Consider the following 21,566-nt stretch of genomic DNA (forward strand, 5'->3'; position numbering starts at 1 on the left):
TCACAGACCGGATTCGTCGGTGCGCACGAGGATGCACCCGCACTGCGGGCACGTCACGACCTCGTCGGCGGCGGCCTGCGCGATCGCCTTCAGGTCGGTGCCCGAGAGCTCCATGTTGCAGCCGCCGCACGTCCGGCGGCTCAGCAGCCCGGCGCCCGGCGTGCGCTCCGCGAGCGACTCGTACCGCGCGAGCAGGTCGCCCGGCACACGGGCCGCGATGGCGGCGCGGTCGCGCGTCGCGGCATCTCGCCGCGCCTGCGCCTCGGCCACCGCCGCCTTGCCGTCGGCGCTGAGCCGGCCGCCCTCGGCGTTGACCTCTGCGATGAGCGCCTGCTGGGCGGCGACGGCGGCCTCGGCGGCCTCGAGTCGCTCCATCGCGGCCAGCTGAGCGTCCTCGAGCTCGCTCTTGCGCCGCGCGAGCGAGGCGATCTCGTGCTCGAGCCCCTGCGCGTCCTTCGGGCTGGAGGTCGCCGCGAGCCGCTCGGCATCGCGCGCGGCACGCGCATCGACGACGGTGACGTCGGACGCGATGCGACCGAGCTCGGCCTGGATGTCGTCGCGCGTGCCGAGCAGGCCGGTGAGCTCGACCGACAGCTCCTGACGGCGCGCGAGAAGCTCCTGCACGCGCTTGGCCTGAGCCGGATTGCGCATCGCCGCCTCGGCACCGCGGGCCTGCGCGTCGAGCCGGACGAGATCCAGAAGCAGCAGCTGGTCTGCGGGGGTGGCGTTCATGTGGGCCCAGAGAGACTCGAACTCCCGACCCCCTCGGTGTAAACGAGGTGCTCTAACCAACTGAGCTATAGGCCCCTCCTGTCAGTCTACGAGAGCGCCGACACCTCGGAGCGTGGGTAGGCTGTCGTGCGGTGCTTGTGCGCGCCCGACAACGCCCGCGCACGGCCCGTGGTGATTACCTGGCACGATCTGCCATACGAGAAAGGTCGCCCGTGACTGTCAACGATCAAGACCCCTACTCCCAGGACGCACTGGACAGCGACCCCGAAGAGACCGGCGAATGGCAGGAGTCGCTGCGGCAGCTCGTCGATGCGAAGGGCTCGGGTCGCGGTCGCGAGATCATGCTGAGCCTGCTTCAGGCCTCGCACGAGCTGCAGCTGAACGTGCCCCAGGTGCCGGTGACGGACTACATCAACACCATCGCTCCCGAGAACGAGCCGGAGTTCCCCGGCGATGAGGAGCTTGAGCGCCGCTACCGCCGGTGGATCCGTTGGAACGCGGCGGTCACCGTGCACCGCGCCCAGCGCCCCGGCATCGGTGTCGGCGGTCACATCTCGACCTACGCGTCGTCGGCCTCGCTCTACGAAGTCGGCTTCAACCACTTCTTCCGCGGTCCCGAGCACCCCTCGGGCGGCGACCAGATCTTCATCCAGGGCCACGCCTCCCCCGGCATCTACGCCCGCTCGTACCTCGAGGGCCGCCTCACCGAGGACCAGCTCGACGGCTTCCGCCAGGAGGCCTCGAAGGCACCCAACGGCATCCCGTCGTACCCTCACCCCCGCCTGATGCCGGACTACTGGCAGTTCCCGACGGTGTCGATGGGTCTCGGCCCGATCAACGCCATCTACCAGGCGATGAACAACAAGTACCTGACGAACCGGGGCATCAAGGACGTCTCCGACTCGCACGTCTGGGCGTTCCTCGGCGACGGCGAGATGGACGAGGTCGAGAGCCGCGGTCAGCTCCAGGTCGCGGCGAACGAGGGTCTCGACAACCTGACCTTCGTCATCAACTGCAACCTGCAGCGTCTCGACGGCCCGGTGCGCGGCAACGGCAAGATCGTTCAGGAGCTCGAGGCCTACTTCCGCGGCGCCGGCTGGAACGTCATCAAGGTCGTCTGGGGTCGCGGCTGGGACGAGCTGCTCTCGCAGGACTCGGAAGGCGCGCTCGTGCGCCTCATGAACACCACGCCCGACGGCGACTTCCAGACCTACCGCGCCGAGGACGGCGGCTTCATCCGCGAGCACTTCTTCGGTCGTGACGAGCGCACCGCCGCCCTGGTGAAGGACTGGTCGGACGACGACATCTGGGGCAAGCTGCGCCGCGGTGGCCTCGACTACCAGAAGGTCTACGCCGCCTACAAGCAGGCGATGCAGCACAAGGGCCAGCCCACCGTCATCCTCGCCAAGACCATCAAGGGCTACGGTCTCGGTCACCACTTCGAGGGCCGCAACGCGACCCACCAGATGAAGAAGATGACGCTCGAGAACCTGAAGCACTTCCGCGACTCGATGCGCATCCCGATCACCGATGCACAGCTCGAGGAGAACCCGTACCTCCCGCCGTACTACCACCCCGGCGCCGAGGACGAGACGATCCGCTACATGCTGGAGCGTCGCCGCGAGCTCGGCGGCTTCCTGCCGCAGCGTCGTTCGACCCACGTCCCGCTCACCCTGCCGGGCGACGAGTCGTACGCGCTGCCGAAGAAGGGCTCGGGCACGCAGGAGATCGCCACCACCATGGCGTTCGTCCGCCTGCTGAAGGATCTGCTGCGCTCGAAGGACTTCGGTCACCGCATCGTGCCGATCATTCCCGACGAGGCCCGCACGTTCGGCATGGACGCGTACTTCCCGACCGCGAAGATCTACAACCCGCACGGTCAGAACTACACGTCGGTCGACCGCGAGCTGCTGCTGGCGTACAAGGAGAGCCCCCAGGGTCAGATCCTGCACGTCGGCATCAACGAGGCCGGCGCCGTGGCGGCGTTCACCGCGATCGGCACGTCGTACGCCACGCACGGCGAGCCGCTCATCCCGGTCTACGTCTTCTACTCGATGTTCGGGTTCCAGCGCACGGGCGACGCTCAGTGGGCGGCGGGCGACCAGATGGCGCGCGGCTTCATCATGGGCGCGACGGCCGGACGCACGACGCTGACCGGCGAGGGCCTGCAGCACGCCGACGGGCACTCGCACCTGCTCGCCTCGACCAACCCCGCCACCGTCTCCTACGACCCGGCGTACGGGTACGAGATCGCGCACATCGTCCGCTCGGGCCTCGAGCGCATGTACGGCGGCGACCACCCCGACCCCAACGTCATGTACTACATCACGCTCTACAACGAGCCGCTGGTGCAGCCGAAGGAGCCGGAGGATGTCGACGTCGACGGCATCGTGCGCGGTATCCACCGCGTGAGCATCGGCGAGGGCGACGGACCCCGCGCACAGCTGCTCGCCTCGGGCGTCGGCGTGCCGTGGGCCTTCGAGGCGCAGAAGCTGCTGAAGGACGACTGGGGCGTGATCGCCGACGTCTGGTCAGTCACGAGCTGGACGGAGCTGCGTCGCGACGGCCTCGCCGCCGACGAGCACAACTTCCTGCACCCCACCGATGAGCCGCGCACGGCGTTCGTGACGCAGAAGCTGAACGACTCCGAGGGGCCCGTCGTCGCCGTCAGCGACTTCATGCACGCGGTCCAGGACCAGATCCGGCCGTGGGTGCCGCGTCGCTTCGCGACGCTGGGCGCCGAAGGCTTCGGCTTCTCGGACACGCGTCCCGCCGCCCGTCGCTTCTTCAAGATCGACGGCCCCTCGATCGTCGTCCGCACCCTGCAGGCCCTGGCCGACGACGGCGTCGTCGACCGCGGTCTCTCGGCGCAGGCGATCGAGCGTTACCGGCTGCACGATGTCGCCGCCGGCACGAGCGGCAACGCGGGCGGAGAAAGCTGACCCCGTCGGTGGCCGACGCACGGTCGAAGGCGGAGACGCTCGCGTGGCTCCGCCGCATCTCGGGGGATCTGGCCACGGCCACGATCAATCGCCTCGAGGAGACCCTGCCCTGGTACGCCGAGATGCCGCCTGCGCGCCGGTCCTCCGTAGGACTGGTCGCGCAGGCGGGCATCACCTCGTTCATCCAGTGGTACGAGGACCCGTCCTCGACGCCGCGGATCGCCGCCGACATCTTCGCGGCCGCCCCGCGCGAGCTGCTGCGCAGCGTGAGCCTCACCCAGACGCTGCAGCTCGTGCGGGTCACCGTGGAAGTGACCGAGGAGCGCGTCGCCGGCCGCGGTGACGACGTGCGCGAGGCGATCCTGAAGTACTCCCGCGACGTCGCCTTCGCGGCCGCGGACGTCTACGCGCGTGCCGCCGAGGCGCGCGGTTTGTGGGACGCTCGGCTCGAAGCGCTCGTCGTGGATTCGATCCTGACCGGCGAGACCGACGAAGAGCTGCCCAGCCGCATCGCAGCGCTCGGTTGGCATGGCCACGGCGCCGTCTCGGTGCTCGTGGGCACCGCCCCGTCGCAGTTCGACGTCGATCAGCTGCGCCGCGCCGCACGCAAGATGGGCGTCGATGTCCTCGTCGGCGTGCAGGGCCTGCGGCTCGTCCTGGTCATCGGCCGAGCCGACCTGCCCGGACGCGTCGAACCCGCGCCCGACCTGACCTTCCTCGAGATCGCCGCGCGCCTCGAACCCGGTTTCGGCGCCGGACACCTCGTCCTCGGCCCGACCGTGTCGGCGCTCGTCGACGCCAGCCAGAGCGCGCGCGCCGCGCTCGCGGGCTTCGCCGTCGCGGGGGCCTGGCGGCACGCACCGCGCCCCGTCGAAGCGGACGACCTGCTGCCCGAGCGCGCGCTGGCCGGCGATCCCGTCGCGAAGGCGACGCTCGTCGAGCGCATCTACCGTCCCCTCCTCGCCCATTCGGCCGACCTCGTGGCGACCCTCTGGAGCTACCTCGATAACGGCCGATCGCTCGAAGCCACAGCCCGCGAACTCTTCGTGCACCCCAACACGGTGCGCTACCGCCTGAAGCGCGTGTCGGATGTCATCGGCTGGGACGCCACCGGACCGCGCGAGGCGCTGATCCTGCAGACGGCGCTGATCCTGGGCTCCATCGGCAACGACCTCACGCGCCGCCGCGCCCCCGTCGCGCGCCGAGGCTGACTCCGCGTCGACTGTACGGTCGACACAAAGGATCAGCGCATTGTTGTGATGCTGCCGCCAGCGGCGACGTCATCGAAGTTGGAAGGATGGAATCGTGATCATCGCCGTGTTCCCCGGTCAGGGCTCTCAGTCCCCCGGGTTCCTCGCCCCCTGGCTCGAGCTGGAGGGAGCGCGCGAGCGCCTGGAGCAGTACTCCGAGCTCGCCGAGGTCGACCTCGTCGCCGCCGGCACCGAGTGGGACGCCGACCGCATCCGCGATACCCGCGTGGCGCAGCCGCTCATCGTCGCGGCGAGCCTCCTGTCGTACGACGCCCTGACGCGTTCCGGCGCACGCCCCTCCGGCGTCGCGGGGCACTCCGTCGGCGAAGTGGCCGCCCTGGTCGCCGCCGGCGTCGTCGATGAGAGCGCCGGCCTGCGACTGGTCGGCCTGCGCGGGCGGGCGATGGCGGATGCCGCGACGCGCGAGCAGACGGGAATGAGCGCCGTCCTCGGCGGCGACCAGGATGCCGTCGTCGCCCGGCTCTCCGAGCTCGACCTCACGCCCGCCAACTACAACGGCGGCGGTCAGATCGTCGCGGCCGGCACCCTCGACGCGCTCGGGGCACTGGCCGCAGAGCCGGTGCCCGCCACCCGCGTGATCCCGCTGCAGGTGGCCGGTGCGTTCCACACGCGCTTCATGGCGCCCGCCGTCGACGCACTCGAGGCCGCCGCGGCAGGAACCGACACCCGCGACCCGGAGCTGACGCTGTGGTCCAACCGCGACGGCGCCGTCGTCACGGATGGCCGCGACGCGCTCGACCGGCTCGTGACGCAGGTGGCCTCCCCCGTGCGCTGGGACCTGTGCATGGCGTCATTCGCCGAGCACGGCGTCACCGGCATCATCGAGTTCGCACCCGCGGGTACCCTCGTCGGTCTCGCGAAGCGCGCACTGCGCGGCATCCCCTCGGTCGCCGTCAAGACCCCCGACGACCTCGTCGCCGCATCCGCTCTCATCTCCGGAGGTGCCGCATGACCGCTGCGATCCGCCAGGCCACCGGCCCCGCACACACCCGCATCTACGCGTACGGCGCGGCCCGCGGCGAGAACGCCGTTCCCAACGACGACCTCGTCGGGCCCATCGACTCGAGCGATGAGTGGATCCGCCAGCGCACCGGCATCGTGACGCGCGTCCGCGCCGACAAGGACACGAGCGTCATCGACCTCGCCGCCGACGCGGTCGCCGAGGCGATCCAGCGCAGCGGCGTCCCCGCCGATCAGGTCGACGCGGTGATCGTCTCGACCATCTCGAACCCCAAGCAGACCCCGTCCGTCTCGGCGATCGTCGCCGACCGCGTCGGCGCGAACCCGGCCGCGGCCTACGACGTCAACGCGGCGTGCGCTGGCTTCTCGTACGGCGTGACCCAGGCCGATGCCCTCGTCCGGGCCGGCGCGGCGCGCTACGTCGCCGTCGTGGGAGCCGAGAAGCTCAGCGACATCGTCGATCCGACCGACCGGACGATCTCGTTCCTGCTCGGCGACGGAGCAGGCGCCGTAATCATCGGCCCCAGCGACACCCCCGGCATCGGTCCGACGGTCTGGGGTTCCGACGGCTCGAAGGCCGACGCGGTCGGCATGAACCACACGCTGGTCGAGTTCCGCGACGGTACGGCGCCGTGGCCCACCCTTCGTCAGGAGGGACCCACGGTTTTCCGCTGGGCGGTGTGGGAGATGGTCAAGGTCGCGCGCCGCGCGATCGAGGAGGCCGGGATCCAGGCGACCGACCTCGCGGCGTTCATCCCTCATCAGGCCAATATGCGCATCATCGACGAGTTCGCCAAGCAGCTGGGCCTGCCCGAGACGGTCGCCATCGGACGGGACATCGAGACGACCGGCAACACGTCGGCGGCCTCGATCCCCCTGGCCACGCACCGCCTGCTCGAGGAGCACCCCGAGCTCAGCGGCGGCCTCGCGCTGCAGATCGGCTTCGGTGCCGGACTCGTCTTCGGCGCGCAGGTCGTCGTCCTTCCCTGACCCGCAGCACCCCCGCACCTAGACTGAACAGCGGCCCGCGTCCGGGTCGGTCCAGAGATAACAAGGAGAACACCCATGGCATTCAGCAACGACGAGGTCCTCGCCGGACTCGCCGAGCTCATCACCGACGAGACCGGTATCTCGGCCGACGAGGTCGCGCTCGAGAAGTCGTTCACCGACGACCTCGACATCGACTCCATCTCGATGATGACCATCGTGGTCAACGCCGAGGAGAAGTTCAGCGTCACCATCCCCGACGAAGAGGTCAAGAACCTCAAGACCGTCGGCGACGCCGTCACCTACATCACGTCCAACCAGGCGTAACCCGCACCGGCGGGGGCGCACGCCCCCGCCGGGGTTCCACCGAGGAGATCCATGAGCACCCCGCGTATCGTCGTCACCGGCATCGGAGCATCGTCGCCCCTGGGCGGCACGGCGCCCGAGAGCTGGGACGGACTGCTCGCCGGCCGTTCCGGCGCGCGCACCCTCGAGCACGAGTGGATCGAGAAGTACCAGATCCCCGTCCACTTCGCCGCTGAGGCGATCGTGCGTCCCGACACCGTGCTCGAACGACCCGTCGCCAAGCGCCTCGACCCGGCATCGCAGTTCGCGATGGTCGCGGCGATGGAGGCGTGGGCGGACGCCGGCAGCCCCGAGGTCGACCCCGAACGCCTGGGTGTCGACTTCGCGACCGGCATCGGCGGGGTGTGGACCCTCCTCGACGCGTGGGACACGCTGCGCGAGAAGGGCCCTCGGCGCGTGCTGCCGATGACGGTGCCCATGCTCATGCCCAACGCCGCCGCGGGCAACCTGTCGCTGCACTTCGAGGCGCGCGCGTTCGCCCGGACGGTGGCGAGTGCATGCGCGTCCAGCACGGAGTCGATCGTCAACGCCATCGAGCACCTGCAGGACGGCCTCGCCGACGTGGTGATCGCCGGCGGCACCGAGTCGGCGATCCACCCCATCACGATGGCGTCGTTCGCGTCGATGCAGGCGCTTTCGCGCCGCAACGACGACCCGGCGACGGCATCGCGTCCGACGAGCGTCGACCGCGACGGCTTCGTCATGGGCGAGGGCGCGGGCGTGCTCATCCTCGAGACCGAGGAGCACGCCAAGGCCCGCGGCGCGAAGATCTACGCCTACGCGGTGGGCGGCGGCGTCACTGCCGACTCGTACCACATCACGGCGAACGACCCCGAGGGAACGGGCGCCTCGCGTGCCGTCCGTCGCGCCCTGGAGCAGGCGGATGCCAGCCCCGACGAGGTCGCGCACATCAACGCCCACGCGACCTCGACACCGGTCGGCGACCCGAACGAGTACCAGGCGCTGCGCACCGTCTTCGGCGACCGCATCGACGAGATCCCCGTCTCGGCGACCAAGGCGTCGACAGGACACCTCCTCGGAGGCACTGGCGCGCTCGAGGCGATCTTCACGATCCTGGCGCTGCGCGAGCGGATCGCTCCCCCGACGATCAACATCAGCGAGCAGGACCCCGCTGTACCGTTCCGCGTGTCGGGCGACACGCAGGAGCTGGGCGGCGGCGATCTTCTCGCAATCAGCAACTCCTTCGGCTTCGGCGGGCACAACGCCGTCGTGGCCTTCCGCTCGGCCTGATCCGTCGGAACGACAGAACCCCCGGGGATCGCTCCCCGGGGGTTCTTCTTCGTCACACGGTCCGCACGCGTTCTCGTGCTCCGGGTGGCGGCACCGATGCCCGGTACCGGCGCACGTCCGTCTGAGGCTTCGCGCTCAGCCCACCTTGTGCAGCCACACGACGGCGACGTCGTCGCCGGCGTGACGGAACGGTTCGAGCTCCTCGTCCCAGGCCGATCCGAGAGCGACGTTCAGCTCGCGCTGCAGCTCGAAGGCATCGCCCGCCGCGATCTCCATCGCGTAGCGAAGTCGATCCTCGGCGATGACGACGTTGCCGGCGGCATCCGTCTGGGCGTAGTGGATACCGAGACTCGGCGTGTGCATCCAACGACCGCCGTCGCTGCGGGGCGTCGGGTCCTCCGATACCTCGAAGCGCAGGTGCTCCCAGCCACGGATCGCTGTCGCGAGCGCCGCGCCCGTTCCCGCCGGGCCCTCCCAGTAGAACTCCGCGCGACGGCTGCCGGCGAGTACCGGCTGGTCGTCCCAGTCGAAATTCACCGCACGCCCGAGAGCGCGTCCGGCCGCCCACTCGAGGTGGGGGCACAACGCGCGTGGCGCGGAGTGGATGAAGATCACTCCACGCGCCTGTGGTGTCGCCATGACTTCTCCGTTTCGTCAGGTACGTCTTCCCCTACGACCTGAGACCGGATGCGGCGGTGTGTTCGGTTGTCGCGTCGATTATCGCCCATGCCGCCTGGGAATCACAACAGTGTCGTGCGGGCTGCGTCAACCGACTGTCAAGCCGCTTTCGCGTAGCGGAGTCCGGCCACAGGCTGGACTCGACGAAAGGACGAGACATGAGCGACAACACTCCGCACCACCGCCACGCCGAGGACGCCCACGCCGACGGCGGCAGCCCGACCGATGCCGCGAGCGACGAGGTGAAGGCCGACGCCGCCCGCGCCGGAGCCGAGGCCGAGCTCGACGGACCGGACGACAACGAGGCCTTCCCGCAGGATCCTTCGATCACGCACCCCTGACCATCGCGACGCGGGGCTCACGCTGCCCGCGATGCACGAACGGCCGCCTTCGTGGCGGCCGTTTCGCGTGGGTAGGGCGGGTGGGACTTGAACCCACGATCGTCGGGTTATGAGCCCGCTGCCTTGACCAGCTTGGCCACCGCCCCCAGGGGTTCGAGCCTATCGCGTGCCGACTGAGTGCGCGGGGCCGTCAGTCTTCGCGGTGACGTCCTTTGCTGCCGCGCGGGATCGGGAGCTGCTGGCTGTCGAGCACGACCTGCGGGTGGTTGCGCGCCAGAGAGGTCACGCCGTACACCGCGACGGCGCCCGCGACGACGAAGCCGACGAACGCGGGCCAGGGCGCCGTCGCGGCCTCACGGAGGATCGCGATACCGATGATGACCGCGACGATCGGGTCGATCACGGTGAGCCCCGCGATGACGAGGTCGGGCGGTCCGACGGAGTATGCCGTCTGGACGAAGTACGCGCCGACGGCCGTGGCGGTGATCAGGCCGACCAGGCAGAGCAGCGTCAGCCACTCGAAGTCGCCGTTCTGGATCCGCGAGATGACCACCTTCGCGAGCGTCGCGACGAACCCGTAGATGATTCCGGATGCCGCGATGTAGAAGAGGGGCTTGGCCCCCTTGCGCACGAGCAGCCACACGGCGCCCGAGATGAGCAGGACGCCCGCGAGCAGCGCGAGGATCGTGATCAGCTGCGCCTGGTCGATCGGCTCCTCCGTCGCCACGAGGGCGGCCACGGTCACGAAGGCCAGGATGCCCCCGACGCACAGGATGATCGACCGCACCGAGCGCCGGGTCGGCTTCACGCCCGTGATGCGTGCGTTCAGGAGGGTCGTGATGACGAGCGAGATGGCGCCGAGCGGCTGGACGAGGATCAGCGGCGCGAACGTGAGCGCGGCGAGCTGGCACACGATCGCGAGGCCGAGCATGATCGTGCCGGCGACCCAGGACGGCCGCTTGAGCAGACTGAAGAGCTGCGCGCCGTTCAGCCCGGCACTGCCGGACGAGTTGGTGAGGCGCTCCACCTTCTGCACCCCGCGGTGCTGATACAGCGCTCCGAACGACATGAAGACGGCGCCGAGGAGGGCGAGGGGGATGCCGATGAGGATTCTGGGTTCGCGGAAGACGCCGATCAGCTGATCGGTGACGTCATCGAGGGACGCGACAAACGGAATCACCTCTTGACCCTAACGTCGAAGACCGCTCGATTAGGCTCGAAACGTGCCCGTTCTTCCGATTCGCATCATGGGCGATCCCGTCCTCCACGCACCCGCCGCTCCCGTCTCCGAGATCACCGACGAGATCCGTCAACTCGTCGCCGACATGTACGAGACGATGGATGCCGCTCCGGGGGTGGGTCTGGCCGCACCCCAGGTGGGCGTCGGACTTCGCATCTACGTGTACACCTACCAGGACGACGACGGGAATGCCTGGCGCGGCGAGATCATCAACCCCGAGCTGTGGATCCGTCCGCTCGAGCCCGGCGCGCCCGACCCGGACGAGGAGTCCGAGGGGTGCCTGTCGTTCCCGGGCGAGCGTTTCCCGCTGCGCCGATCCGACGAGGTGCTCGTCACGGGCATCGATCTGACCGGCTCGCCCGTCGAGATCCGCGTCGACGGATGGCGCGCCCGCATCATGCAGCACGAGTTCGACCACCTCGACGGCGTGCTCTACATCGACCGCCTCGATGACTCCGACTGGAAGACGACGCAGAAGATCGCCCGCAAGCGCGGATGGGGCCGCCCCGGCAACGCCTGGCTTCCCGGCGTGGACGACCTGGACGCCTGAGCGCATGAGCCCGACGCGCACCCTGCAGGACTACGACCTCGATGCGCTGCGCGAGCGGGTGCTTCCCGAGCGCGCGGGGACCCGAGCCGACAGCATCCCCCAGCTGGCCGAGGCCGATCCCGACCTCTTCGGCATCGCGCTCGCCCTGCCGGACGGCTCGGTGCGGTCGAGTGGCGACGGCAGAGCGCCGTTCAGCATCCAGTCCGCCGTCAAGCCTTTCCTGTTCGCGCTCGCCCTCGCCGACATCGACGGCGCGGCACTCGATCGGGTCGGCATCGAACCGACGGGCGAGGCGTTCGACGCGATCAAGCTCGAGAGCGACACGGGGCGGCCGCCGAACCCCATGGTCAACGCCGGGGCGATCCTGACGTGCGCGTTGGTGCACGGGAACGACCCGGAGGCTCGGGCGGAGCGCATCCGCGACGGTCTCTCTCGCTTCGCCGGACGCGCGTTGAGCGTGGACGAGGATGTCGCGCACAGCGAGCATCTCTTGGGCGACCGCAACCATGCACTGGCGCACCTCATGCGCGCCGAGGGCACGCTGGACGACTCGGCCGATGACGCCGTCGCCGTCTACGCACGCGCGTGCGCGGTCGTCGTCGACGTCGAAACCCTCGCCGTCATGGGCGCGACCTTGGCATTCGGCGGAGTGAATCCCCTGACCGGCGAACGCGTGGTGGCATCCGAGATCGCCCGCGACGTGGTCGCAGTCATGGCGACCTGCGGCGTCTACGACGGCTCCGGTCGATGGATGCGGGCCGTCGGTGTGCCGGCGAAGTCGAGCGTTTCCGGGGCCATCGTGCTGTCGGCTCCCGGCACGGCGGGCGCCGCGATCGTCAGTCCGCCGCTGGACGAGCAGGGCACGAGCGTACGCGGGCGGATCGCGGCGGAGGCCCTGAGCGCCGACCTCGGGCTGCACGTCTTCGGCTGAGTCCGGGGCCACGGTCGCCCGCGAGGCGGGCGGGGTGGGGCGGATGTCGGAGGTTCGTGCCATCATTCGAACATGCATTCGACGGTGGGGATCGGGAGCGATGCGGATGTCGCCGCCCTCGCGGAACTCGTCGCCGACGCCGAGCGAGTGACGGATGCCGCGCGCGCGGCGCAGATCCATGAGGTGCACGTGCTCGCTGCGGCGGGGCGTCTGGCGGAGCAGCAGTCAGCGGGTGCATCCGAGCGGGTCAAGGCCCGCGAGATGGCGCTGCGGAGCATCGCGGCGGAGCTCGCGGGAGTGTTCGTCACGACCGACCGAACCCTGCAACGGCGCATCGACGAAGCGCGCGATCTGGTCGAGAACTACCCGGCGACGATGACTGCCTGGGAAGCCGGACGCATCACCCGAGGGCACGTGCGGGTGATTCAAGACACCGGGTGCGTTGTGCCGGCCGAGGTGCGGGGCGAGTTCGAGCGGGCGGCGATCGAAAGGTGCGAGGGCGAGACGCCGAACCGGGTGCGGGACGCACTCGTGCACCTCGCGGAGAGGTTGCACCCGCGCTCGTTCAGCGAGCGGCACGAAGAGGCCGCCGCAGGGCGATGCGTGCGTGTGCACCCGGGGCCGGACGGGATGTCGGACCTGATCGCGACCCTCCCCACGGTGATTGCCGAGGGAGTGATCGACCGGCTGACGCGTCAGGCGCGGGAGATCATCGACGCCCGCCCGCAGGTCGATGCCGCCCCCGCAATTGAGGCAGACGCGTCATCGGATCCGGCCGTGGATCCGACGCTGGCGGCCAACACGGATGCCGCTGGCACCGTTCACGGCAACGACGCATCCGACGGTTCCACCGACTCCCACGGGTCGTCGTTCGCGGGCGACACCCGCACGATCGATCAGGTCCGGGCGGACGTCTTCGCCGACCTCCTCCTCGCCGGGACGCCGTCACTGGACCCGACCGCCGACGCCGACGGAAACGGTGCGCTCGGCGCGATCCGCGCAAAGGTGCAGGTCGTCGTCCCAGCGCTCACCCTGACCGGCGAAGACGACGGGCCGGCCGACCTCGTCGGGCACTCCCCCATCGACGCCGCCACCGCGCGCGAGCTCGCCGGCGAGAACACCGCCTGGGACCGGCTCGTCACCCACCCCGTCACCGGAACCGTCCTCGAGTGCGACGCGTACCAGCCCACCGCGGCGATGAGACGGCTGCTGCGGGCAAGGGACCGGCACTGTCGATTCCCGGGATGCCGACAGCCAGCCGTCCGGTGCGAGATCGACCACACCCACGCCGCATCCGACGGCGGTGCCACCCACGTCGGCAACCTCGCCCACCTCTGCAAGAGGCATCACGACGTCAAACACCACACCCGATGGCACGTCAGACAGCTGGCGGGAGGCCGACTCGTATGGACCTCCCCCACCGGGAGGGTCTACCGGGAAGACGCGCCACCGCCGCTGGTTGCATTCGCGCCCCCGGCAGACGGTGCACCTCCCGGTCCGCCGCCATCGCCTCCGTTTTGAGCGCAGCTTCACGAGCGCCAATCACGAGCGCACCGTCATGAGCACCGCGCCACGAGCGTGCCCTCACGAGTGCGCCGTCACGAGCGCACCGTCTGAGCGCACCGTCTGAGCGCGCCGTCACGAGCGCGCCGTCAAGAGCACGGCGTCCGCGCCAACGGCGCTCCTCCGCGTCGCATCACACCGACCGACACCGGCAGCGGCGGCAGCATCCGGGCAAAGGTAAAGGCCCGGGGTGGAAGCCCGGGCCTTCGGTGAGAGCCGCGGTAGATAACGCGGGTCTCTCGCTCCCCGGCTTGGACTCGAACCAAGAACCTATCGGTTAACAGCCGATTGCTCTGCCAATTGAGCTACCGAGGATCAGTCACCCGCTCGCGCTGGGCAACCCCTCTATATTAGCAAAGCCCAGGGGGTGCTGACGACATCGGGCGACCGCCGGGCGGGTCGGCGTGTCACGAGGCTCGGGAACGTCCATCCGGCGTCCAGGCGACCTCCGACGCGCTCGAGCCGTACCCCACCGGCCTGCCCGCGTGCAGCACGAGCGCCGCGGCATCCAATTCGTCCGCCGTCTCGGGGTCATTGGTGGCGATGACGATCGCCATGCCGGTGTCGTCACGCCTCGTCAGCAGCGCCTCGCGCGCCGCGATGCGCACCTCGATGTCGAGGTTGGCGTACGGATCGTCGCCGATGAACACTTTCGGGTCGAGCACGAGTGCCCGGGCGAGGGCGACGCGCTGCCGCATCCCCGCGCTCAGCTCATACGGGTACTGCGAGGCCGCGCCCAGCGGCAGGTGCAGCTCATCCAGCAGCGATGCCACACGCAGCGCCAGCGCGCGCGGGCTGACCCGTCGGTCGCGGGCCGTGATGGGCTCCGCGATCACTTCGGACACCGTCAGCCGTGCGGGCAGCGAAGCGCCCGCGGCCTGCGGCATGTGACCGGCGTAGTACGTCAGCATCCGGCGTGAGCGTCCGCCCTTGCGCGCCGAGATCCCGGCGACCTCGGCCAGACCGCCCACGACGCCGACGTCCGCCGGTGCCGTGCCCGCCAAGACCGACAGCAGCGTCGACTTGCCCGAGCCGGTGGCCCCCATCACCGCCAGCGCCTCGCCGGCACGCACCGTGAAGCTGACGCCCTCGACGACGCGGTCAGCGTCTCCGGTGCGCGCGATCGACAGATCGTCGCAGCGAACCGCGATCTCCGCGTCGGGTCGTCGGGACATGCGCTTCATCCTGCCTGTTTCGGCGACCCCGCGCCACTCGTACCGCCGTCGCTATTCGGTCTCCATCAGGCGGCGCACGCGAACGTCCAGGTCGCGGATGGCCATGCCGATCGAGCGGAACTCCGCCGAGCCGGGCTCGAGGCGCTGCTGGGCACTCCGCAGCTCGGCCTTCTCACGCTCGAGCGCGCGCAAGCGCAGCTTCCGCAGCGACTCCATCGCCGTCGTCTGAGCGATGCGCTCGGTTCCCGCGGGGAAATCCGCCGTCAGCAGCTCGATGGTGAGCGTGCGGTACGGCTCCCGCGTTGCGTCGACGGCAGCCGAGGTCCACCCGGGCTTCGTCAGGTCGGGCTGCAGCGAGATCGCCTGGCGGACGGCTTCGAGCGCCGGATGCGGCATCGGCAGCCCCAACGCGATGTCGACGGCCTGCTTCTCGAGCAGATGCCCGTACTGCAGCACGCCCATGAGCGCGCGCTTCTCGAGCTCGAACGCCGGCGGGAGCGACGCGAGGGTCACGCGGACCGACGCCGACGGCTCACCCGCGGGCTGACCCGGGGCGGGAGCGGCGGCATCCGGCCGTTGCGGTGCCGACCCCGCCGACGCGGCTGGAGCCCGCCGGGCGGCCCGTTCCACCTCGGGTTGCACCTCCGACAGGTCGAGCCCGAGCTTCCGAGCCAGAACGCGGGTGTACCCCGGCCGCAGCGCGGCATCCCGGATGTCGGCCACGATCGGCGCCGCCGCTCGCAGCGCCCCGATCTGGCCCTCCACGGTCGACAGATCATAGGTGGACAGCCGCTGGTCCATGACGAACTCGAACATCGGCGCCTTCGCGTCGATGAGCGCGCGGACGGCGGCGTCACCGCGATTGAGTCGCAGGTCGCACGGGTCGAGCCCCTCGGGCGCCACGGCCACATAGGTCTGCGCCGCGAATCGCTTCTCATCGCCGAAGGCGCGCAGCGCAGCCTTCTGGCCGGCGGCATCCGGGTCGAACGTGAAGACCACTTCGCCCGAGCTGCCCTCGCTGTCTCCCATGACGCGGCGCAGCACGGTGATGTGCTCAGATCCGAATGCCGTGCCGCACGACGCGATCGCTCCGGTGACCCCCGCCAGATGGCAGGCCATCACGTCGGTGTATCCCTCGACGACGACGACGCGGTGTTCGCGCGAGATCGACTTCTTCGCGAGGTCGAGGCCGTAGAGCACCGACGCCTTCTTGTAGATGGGTGTCTCGGGCGTGTTGAGGTACTTCGGCCCCTGATCGTCGTCGTAAAGGCGGCGCGCGCCGAACCCGATGGTCTGCCCCGCGACATCCCGGATCGGCCACACCAGACGCCCGCGGAACCGGTCGTACACGCCGCGCTGTCCCTTGGACACGAGGCCTCCGGCGAGCAGCTCGTCGTCGGTGAACCCCTGCGAGCGCAGCGCGTCGCGCAGCGCGGACCACCCCTGCGGCGCGTAGCCGACACCGAAGTGCGCCGCGGCGCCGGCGTCGAAGCCCCGCTCGCCGAGGAACTGTCGAGCCGCCTGCGCATCGGGCGACGACAGCTGCGACCGGTAGATCTCCGCCGCGGCCGTGTGCGCTGCGTACAGCCGCGAGCGACCGCTCGTCTCGGGAGCCGCCGCGCCGTCCTCGTAGTGCAGCGAGTATCCGATGCGCGCCGCGAGCCGCTCGACCGCCTCGGTGAACGACAGGTGGTCCATCGCGCGCAGGAACGAGTACACGTCGCCGGATTCGCCGCACCCGAAGCAGTGGTAGTAGCCCACCTGCGGGCGGACGTGGAAGCTGGGGCTGCGCTCGTCGTGGAAGGGACACAGCCCCTTGAGCGAGCCGACGCCCGCCGACTTCAGCGCGACACGCTCGCCGACGATGTCACCGATGTTCGTACGAGCCTTGACCTCTTCGATGTCGGTCTGCCGGATGCGTGCCATCAGAGCCCTTCGAGCGGCTCGGGCAGGGCGAAGTGACTCGGCGCCGTCGCGCGGGGGTCGGACGACCACAGCCCGAGCTCGCGCAGGTCGACGGGGCCGACCAGCCGGCCGTGCCATTCGATCGCGAACCGGTCGGTGAGCATGGCGACCTGATCGACCACGACGCGCCGACGTTCGGCATCCGTCGTGGCAGCCGCGAAGTCCTCGGCGTGCAGCACGTCGAGGTGCTCGGGACGTTCCCACAGCGCGTCGGCCAGACGCCGCAGCACGCGCCGCTGCTCGTGATACAGGCCCTTGCGACCCTCGATCGAGACGACGAAGGCGCCGATGACGCCCTTGAGCACGGCCATCTCGACCTCGATGATCCGCGGCACGATGACGCGTCCCCGGAACCGGGTGAGGACGGGGATGTCGTAGTGCTCGCGGGTCGCCGAGGTCGCCGCCCGCGCGAACCGGCCGATCAGGTCGGAGGTCAGGTTCTTGAGGCGGGCCATGTCGGCTCGCGAACCGCCGTACGACGTGAGCCACTCGGGCAGCCGCGTGAGACGGTACAGGGCGTCGCCCAGCTCATCCCGCGTGAACCCGTAGCCGACCCAGCTCTGGATCGCCGTCAGCAGCGCTTCCCGCTCGCGCGGGTCGGCGAGCCGACGCGGATCGAGGTAGCCGTTGAGCACGGCGTCCTCGAAGTCGTGCACCGAGTACGCGATGTCGTCCGAGAGGTCCATGACCTCGGCCTCGATGCAGCGCAGCCGCCCGGGGGCGTCTTCGCGCATCCAGCGGAACACCGCCTCGTCCTCGGGGTAGACGCCGAACTTCTGGCGTCCGCCCGGATCGGGGATGGCGTGCTCGACGGTCCACGGGTACTTGCATGTGGCGTCGAGGCTCGCGCGCGTGAGGTTCAGTCCCGCGCTCTGCCCGAAGGCGTCGACGACCTTGGGCTCGAGGCGCGACAGGATGCGCAGCGACTGCGCATTGCCCTCGAACCCGCCGATGTCCTCGGCCCAGTCGTTGAGCGCCCGCTCGCCGTTGTGGCCGAACGGCGGATGCCCGAGGTCGTGGCACAGGCACGCGGTGTCGACGACGTCGGGCGACAGCTCGAGGGCGATCGCCAGCTCGCGTCCGACCTGAGCGACCTCGAGCGAGTGCGTCAGGCGGTTGCGCGCGAAATCGGCGGGACTCGCCGGGCTCAGCACCTGTGTCTTCGCAGCGAGCCGGCGCAGCGCACCCGAGTGCAGCACCCGCGCACGGTCGCGCGCGAAGCTGTCGCGCCGCGAGCGGTGCTCTTCGCGGTGGTAGCGGGCGGCGTCGTGGTCGTCGTAGCCGGTGGGGCGTCCCGCCGAGACCCCCACTCCGCTCGTCGCGTCAGCCGCCACTGTTCTCGATCTCCGCTGCAGCGATGGCCGAGGACTCCGCCGCGTCGACGTCGCGCGACTCGAGCCAGCGGTCGGGCAGTGCCGGCCGCTTGGGGGTGCCGGCCCGCCCACGCTGGCCCTCGGCCGCAGCGCCGGGGTACGGCGCCGACCAGTCGAGCGTTGCCAGCATCCCGTCGATCTCGGCGAGGCTGGACGCCGTCGCGAGCTTGGCGCGCGTGTCGCCGCCGACCGGGTAGCCCTTGAAGTACCAGGCGACGTGCTTGCGGATGTCGCGGCATCCCCGTCCCTCGTCCTCGAAGAACTCGACGAGCAGCTCGGCGTGACGGCGGAACGCCCGGGCGACGAAGCCGAGGGTCGCGTCGACCTCGGGACCCGCGGACCCCGGGCCGCCCAGGGCGCGGGCGAGGTCGCCGAACAGCCACGGCCGGCCGAGGCATCCGCGTCCCACGACGACGCCGTCACACCCGGTTTCGGCCATCATCCGAACGGCGTCGTCGGCGGACCAGATGTCGCCGTTGCCGAGCACCGGAACGCTCGTCACGGCCTGCTTGAGCGCGGCGATCGCGTCCCAGTCGGCGTGCCCGGAGTAGAACTCCGCCGCCGTGCGAGCGTGGAGGGCGACGGCGGCGACACCGGCGTCCTCGGCGATGCGGCCGGCGTCGAGGAAGGTGAGGTGGTCGGCATCGATGCCCTTGCGCATCTTCACCGTCAGCGGAACGTCGCCCGCTGCTCGGGCGGCGCGCGTGACGATGTCGCGGAACAGGTCGAGCTTCCACGGCAGCGCCGCTCCCCCGCCCTTGCGGGTGACCTTGGGCACCGGGCATCCGAAGTTCAGGTCGATGTGATCGGCGCGATCCTCCTCGACCAGGAGGCGGACTGCGGCCTCGGTCGTCGCCGGATCGACGCCGTAGAGCTGGATCGAACGCGGGGTCTCGGACTCGTGGTGGGTGATGAGCCGCATCGTGGTCGCGTTGCGCTCGACGAGCGCTCGCGTCGTGATCATCTCGCTGACGTAGAGGCCGGCGCCGTACTCACGGCACAGCCGCCGGAACGCGGTGTTGGTGATGCCCGCCATGGGGGCGAGGACGACCGGCGCGTCCAGAGCGATGGGGCCGATCCGCAGGGGCGGCGGGGCGGACAGGACGGTACTCACCGAATCATTCTCCCAGAAGGACGGGCGGGCGAAGGCGGCCGGGCGTAGCCTGGGGAGGTGACCGAGGCGACCACTGACATCCGCTCGATTCCCTTCTCAGCGGCGGACGGCGCCGCCACGACGCTGGGTGATCTGGGCGACGGCGTCTTGCTCGTCGTGAACGTCGCCTCGAAGTGCGGCCTCACGCCGCAGTACGAGCAGCTCGAGCAGCTGCAGCGCACGTACGGCGAGCGCGGGCTGCAGGTCGTGGGCTTCCCGTGCAACCAGTTCATGGGGCAGGAACCCGGCTCGATGGACGAGATCCTCGACTACTGCGCGACGACGTGGGGCGTGAGCTTCCCGATCATGGACAAGGTCCGCGTCAACGGGTCGCACGCGGCTCCCCTGTACAAGGCTCTGAAGAAGATCCGCAACGCCGAGGGCGCGAAGGGCCCGGTCATGTGGAACTTCGAGAAGTTCGTCGTGACCCCGACCGGCGAGGTGCACCGGTTCCGCCCGCAGACGAAGCCCGATGCACCCGAGATCGTCGCGGTCATCGAGGCGAACCTGCCCCGCTGACGAGCCCTACTCGGCGACGGCGACAGCGCCGCGCTCGGCCCACACCTGGCGCGCGATCTGCGCGAAGGCGTCCGCCGGCTGAGCACCCGAGACCCCGTACTTGCCGTCGATGACGAAGAACGGCACCCCGTTGATCCCGTAGGAGCGGGCCTGGTCCTGGTCGGCTCGGACCGCGGTCAGGTACTCCCCCGACTCGAGTGCGGCTCGGGCGGCATCGGCGTCGAGTCCGACCTCGGCCGCCAGCTCGACGAGCTCGTCGACGCGCCCCACGTGGCGCCCCTCGGTGAAGTAGGCGGCCATGAGGCGCTCGGTCATCTCGTGCTGACGGCCCTGCGCCTTGGCGAAGTGCAACAGCTCGTGCGCCTTGACCGTGTTGGTGTGCTTGAGGATGTCGAAGTGGTAGTCCAGGCCGGCATCCTTCGCCACGCCCGTGACGTTCGCGAGCATCTGCTGCACCTGCTCGCGCGGCATGCCCTTATGGCTCGAGAGGAAGTCGAGCTCGTCGCCGTCGAAGTCGACAGGGGTGTCGGGCGAGAGCTCGAACGAGTGGAAGGTCACCTCGACGCGCGGCGCGTCGTCGTCCTCCGCCGTCGCGGCCAGTCCGGCCTCGAGATTGCGCTTGCCGATGTAGCACCACGGGCAGGCGATGTCGCTCCACACGTCGATCTTGATTGCGTCCGTCACATCGGGTGCAACGTCGCGCCGGCCGAGCGCTATTCCCCGTCGTTCGCGGGAGTCACGCCCGCGGGGCGTCGACGGCGCCGCCGAAGCGCCGATCGCGCGAGAGGTACAGCTCGATCGCACCCCAGAGATCCGTGCGCGAGAAGTCGGGCCACAGGGTGTCGAGGAACACCATCTCGGCGTAGGCCGCCTGCCACAGCAGGAAGTTCGAGGTGCGCTGCTCGCCGCTGGAGCGGATGAAGAGGTCGACGTCGGGCATGTCGGGCACGTAGAGGTGGCGTCGCAGCGCCTTCTCGGTGATCGCCGACGGCTTCATGCGGCCCGCGGCGATCTGCTCGCCCATGGCGCGCATCGCGTCGATGATCTCGTGACGGCCGCCGTAGTTCACGCACATCGTGAGCGTGAGCGTGTCGTTGTCGCGGGTCAGCTCCTCGGCGTACTGCAGCTCGGAGATCACCGATCCCCACAGCCGGGGACGGCGGCCCGCCCAGCGAACGCGCACACCCCACTCGTTCAGCTGATCGCGGCGACGGTGCAGCACGTCGCGGTTGTAGCCCATGAGGAAGCGGACCTCGTCGGGCGAGCGCGACCAGTTCTCCGTCGAGAACGCGTAGACGCTCAGGTGCTTCACCCCGGCCTGGATCGCACCCGCGACGACGTCGAGCAGCACCTCCTCGCCCGCGCGGTGGCCCTCGATGCGGGTCAACCCGCGGCGGTTCGCCCAGCGGCCGTTGCCGTCCATCACGATGGCCACGTGCCCGGGCACGCCGCCCCGCGGGAAGGCGGGCGGGTGGACGCCCGTCCAATCGAGCGGACGATAGGGGACGGCGTCGCGGTGCGTGTAGGGCTTGGGACTCATCGGTTCGAGCCTAGGGCCACAGGCTGTCG

At 70.2% G+C, this 21,566-nt stretch carries 20 protein-coding genes and 3 tRNA genes; 11 read left to right on the forward strand and 12 right to left on the reverse strand.

All coding sequences use genetic code 11. From position 1 onward, the window contains the following. The gene (locus tag JOF37_RS03315) at positions 1-732 is read right to left on the reverse strand and encodes a zinc ribbon domain-containing protein (RefSeq protein WP_210005042.1); all 732 of its coding nucleotides are present in this window, start codon (positions 730-732) and stop codon (positions 1-3) included. Position 733: 1 nt separating this feature from the next. After that, positions 734-807 (reverse strand) — tRNA-Val (locus JOF37_RS03320). Between the two features lie 137 nt (positions 808-944). On the opposite strand from JOF37_RS03320, the gene aceE reads away from it, so the two are divergent. From aceE to JOF37_RS03350, 6 genes are all read left to right on the forward strand, one after another. Further along, positions 945-3,674 (forward strand): pyruvate dehydrogenase (acetyl-transferring), homodimeric type, encoded by a 2,730-nt coding sequence (aceE, locus tag JOF37_RS03325; protein WP_210005043.1) that lies wholly within the window; start codon positions 945-947, stop codon positions 3,672-3,674. A gap of 8 nt (positions 3,675-3,682) precedes the next feature. Continuing rightward, positions 3,683-4,885, forward strand: a complete 1,203-nt coding sequence (locus JOF37_RS03330) for a PucR family transcriptional regulator (protein WP_210005045.1) — start codon at positions 3,683-3,685, stop codon at positions 4,883-4,885. Between the two features lie 94 nt (positions 4,886-4,979). Continuing rightward, complete coding sequence (locus JOF37_RS03335; RefSeq protein WP_210005047.1) at positions 4,980-5,897, forward strand: ACP S-malonyltransferase; 918 nt, start codon at positions 4,980-4,982, stop codon at positions 5,895-5,897. Continuing rightward, positions 5,894-6,895, forward strand: a complete 1,002-nt coding sequence (locus JOF37_RS03340; protein ID WP_210005049.1) for a beta-ketoacyl-ACP synthase III — start codon at positions 5,894-5,896, stop codon at positions 6,893-6,895. Before JOF37_RS03335 ends, JOF37_RS03340 begins: the two co-directional genes overlap by 4 nt. A 75-nt stretch (positions 6,896-6,970) precedes the next feature. Then, a complete protein-coding gene (locus JOF37_RS03345) occupies positions 6,971-7,219 on the forward strand; it encodes an acyl carrier protein (RefSeq protein ID WP_091499275.1) in 249 nt (82 codons plus the stop codon). Positions 7,220-7,270: 51 nt separating this feature from the next. Next, entirely contained in the window at positions 7,271-8,509 is a 1,239-nt protein-coding gene (locus JOF37_RS03350) for a beta-ketoacyl-[acyl-carrier-protein] synthase family protein (protein WP_210005051.1), read from the forward strand. A gap of 135 nt (positions 8,510-8,644) precedes the next feature. Here JOF37_RS03350 and JOF37_RS03355 read toward each other — a convergent pair whose 3' ends face one another. Next, a complete protein-coding gene (locus JOF37_RS03355; RefSeq protein WP_210005053.1) occupies positions 8,645-9,148 on the reverse strand; it encodes a DUF3145 domain-containing protein in 504 nt (167 codons plus the stop codon). A gap of 197 nt (positions 9,149-9,345) precedes the next feature. On the opposite strand from JOF37_RS03355, the gene JOF37_RS03360 reads away from it, so the two are divergent. Beyond that, positions 9,346-9,528: a hypothetical protein gene (locus JOF37_RS03360; RefSeq protein WP_210007846.1), complete on the forward strand. Its 183-nt coding sequence runs from the start codon at positions 9,346-9,348 to the stop codon at positions 9,526-9,528. 72 nt (positions 9,529-9,600) lie between these two features. Here JOF37_RS03360 and JOF37_RS03365 read toward each other — a convergent pair. After that, positions 9,601-9,674: transfer RNA gene (locus JOF37_RS03365), tRNA-Ile, on the reverse strand. 44 nt (positions 9,675-9,718) lie between these two features. Beyond that, positions 9,719-10,705 (reverse strand): DMT family transporter, encoded by a 987-nt coding sequence (locus JOF37_RS03370; RefSeq protein ID WP_372445483.1) that lies wholly within the window; start codon positions 10,703-10,705, stop codon positions 9,719-9,721. A gap of 46 nt (positions 10,706-10,751) precedes the next feature. Here JOF37_RS03370 and def point away from each other — a divergent pair, with 46 nt between their 5' ends. From def to JOF37_RS03385, 3 genes are all read left to right on the forward strand, one after another. Continuing rightward, positions 10,752-11,318 (forward strand): peptide deformylase, encoded by a 567-nt coding sequence (gene def, locus JOF37_RS03375; protein ID WP_210005066.1) that lies wholly within the window; start codon positions 10,752-10,754, stop codon positions 11,316-11,318. A gap of 4 nt (positions 11,319-11,322) precedes the next feature. Further along, on the forward strand, positions 11,323-12,249 hold the full coding sequence (glsA, locus tag JOF37_RS03380) for a glutaminase A (RefSeq protein WP_210005068.1): 927 nt from the start codon (positions 11,323-11,325) through the stop codon (positions 12,247-12,249). A gap of 72 nt (positions 12,250-12,321) precedes the next feature. Then, positions 12,322-13,770: an HNH endonuclease signature motif containing protein gene (locus tag JOF37_RS03385; protein WP_210005069.1), complete on the forward strand. Its 1,449-nt coding sequence runs from the start codon at positions 12,322-12,324 to the stop codon at positions 13,768-13,770. 284 nt (positions 13,771-14,054) lie between these two features. On the opposite strand, the gene JOF37_RS03390 is transcribed toward JOF37_RS03385, so the two are convergent. From JOF37_RS03390 to dusB, 5 genes are all read right to left on the reverse strand, one after another. Continuing rightward, positions 14,055-14,127, reverse strand: a tRNA-Asn gene (locus tag JOF37_RS03390). Positions 14,128-14,219: 92 nt separating this feature from the next. After that, the gene (locus JOF37_RS03395; RefSeq protein WP_210005074.1) at positions 14,220-14,987 is read right to left on the reverse strand and encodes an ATP-binding cassette domain-containing protein; all 768 of its coding nucleotides are present in this window, start codon (positions 14,985-14,987) and stop codon (positions 14,220-14,222) included. A gap of 51 nt (positions 14,988-15,038) precedes the next feature. Continuing rightward, positions 15,039-16,913, reverse strand: coding sequence for a DNA primase (gene dnaG, locus JOF37_RS03400; RefSeq protein ID WP_210005075.1), 1,875 nt, complete (start codon positions 16,911-16,913; stop codon positions 15,039-15,041). Then, the gene (locus JOF37_RS03405) at positions 16,913-18,286 is read right to left on the reverse strand and encodes a deoxyguanosinetriphosphate triphosphohydrolase (RefSeq protein WP_210005077.1); all 1,374 of its coding nucleotides are present in this window, start codon (positions 18,284-18,286) and stop codon (positions 16,913-16,915) included. The genes dnaG and JOF37_RS03405 overlap by 1 nt, the downstream gene beginning before the upstream one ends. Next, on the reverse strand, positions 18,276-19,439 hold the full coding sequence (gene dusB / locus JOF37_RS03410) for a tRNA dihydrouridine synthase DusB (protein ID WP_210005078.1): 1,164 nt from the start codon (positions 19,437-19,439) through the stop codon (positions 18,276-18,278). The genes JOF37_RS03405 and dusB overlap by 11 nt, the downstream gene beginning before the upstream one ends. A 57-nt stretch (positions 19,440-19,496) precedes the next feature. Between dusB and JOF37_RS03415 the strand changes: the two genes are divergently transcribed. After that, complete coding sequence (locus JOF37_RS03415; protein ID WP_210005080.1) at positions 19,497-19,997, forward strand: glutathione peroxidase; 501 nt, start codon at positions 19,497-19,499, stop codon at positions 19,995-19,997. Positions 19,998-20,003: 6 nt separating this feature from the next. On the opposite strand, the gene JOF37_RS03420 is transcribed toward JOF37_RS03415, so the two are convergent. Next, positions 20,004-20,681: a DsbA family oxidoreductase gene (locus tag JOF37_RS03420; protein WP_210005081.1), complete on the reverse strand. Its 678-nt coding sequence runs from the start codon at positions 20,679-20,681 to the stop codon at positions 20,004-20,006. A gap of 52 nt (positions 20,682-20,733) precedes the next feature. After that, a complete protein-coding gene (locus tag JOF37_RS03425) occupies positions 20,734-21,537 on the reverse strand; it encodes an isoprenyl transferase (RefSeq protein WP_210005082.1) in 804 nt (267 codons plus the stop codon). Between the last annotated feature and the right edge of the window lie 29 nt (positions 21,538-21,566).

It is taken from the genome of Microbacterium imperiale, assembly GCF_017876655.1.
Taxonomy (GTDB): Bacteria; Actinomycetota; Actinomycetes; order Actinomycetales; family Microbacteriaceae; genus Microbacterium; species Microbacterium imperiale.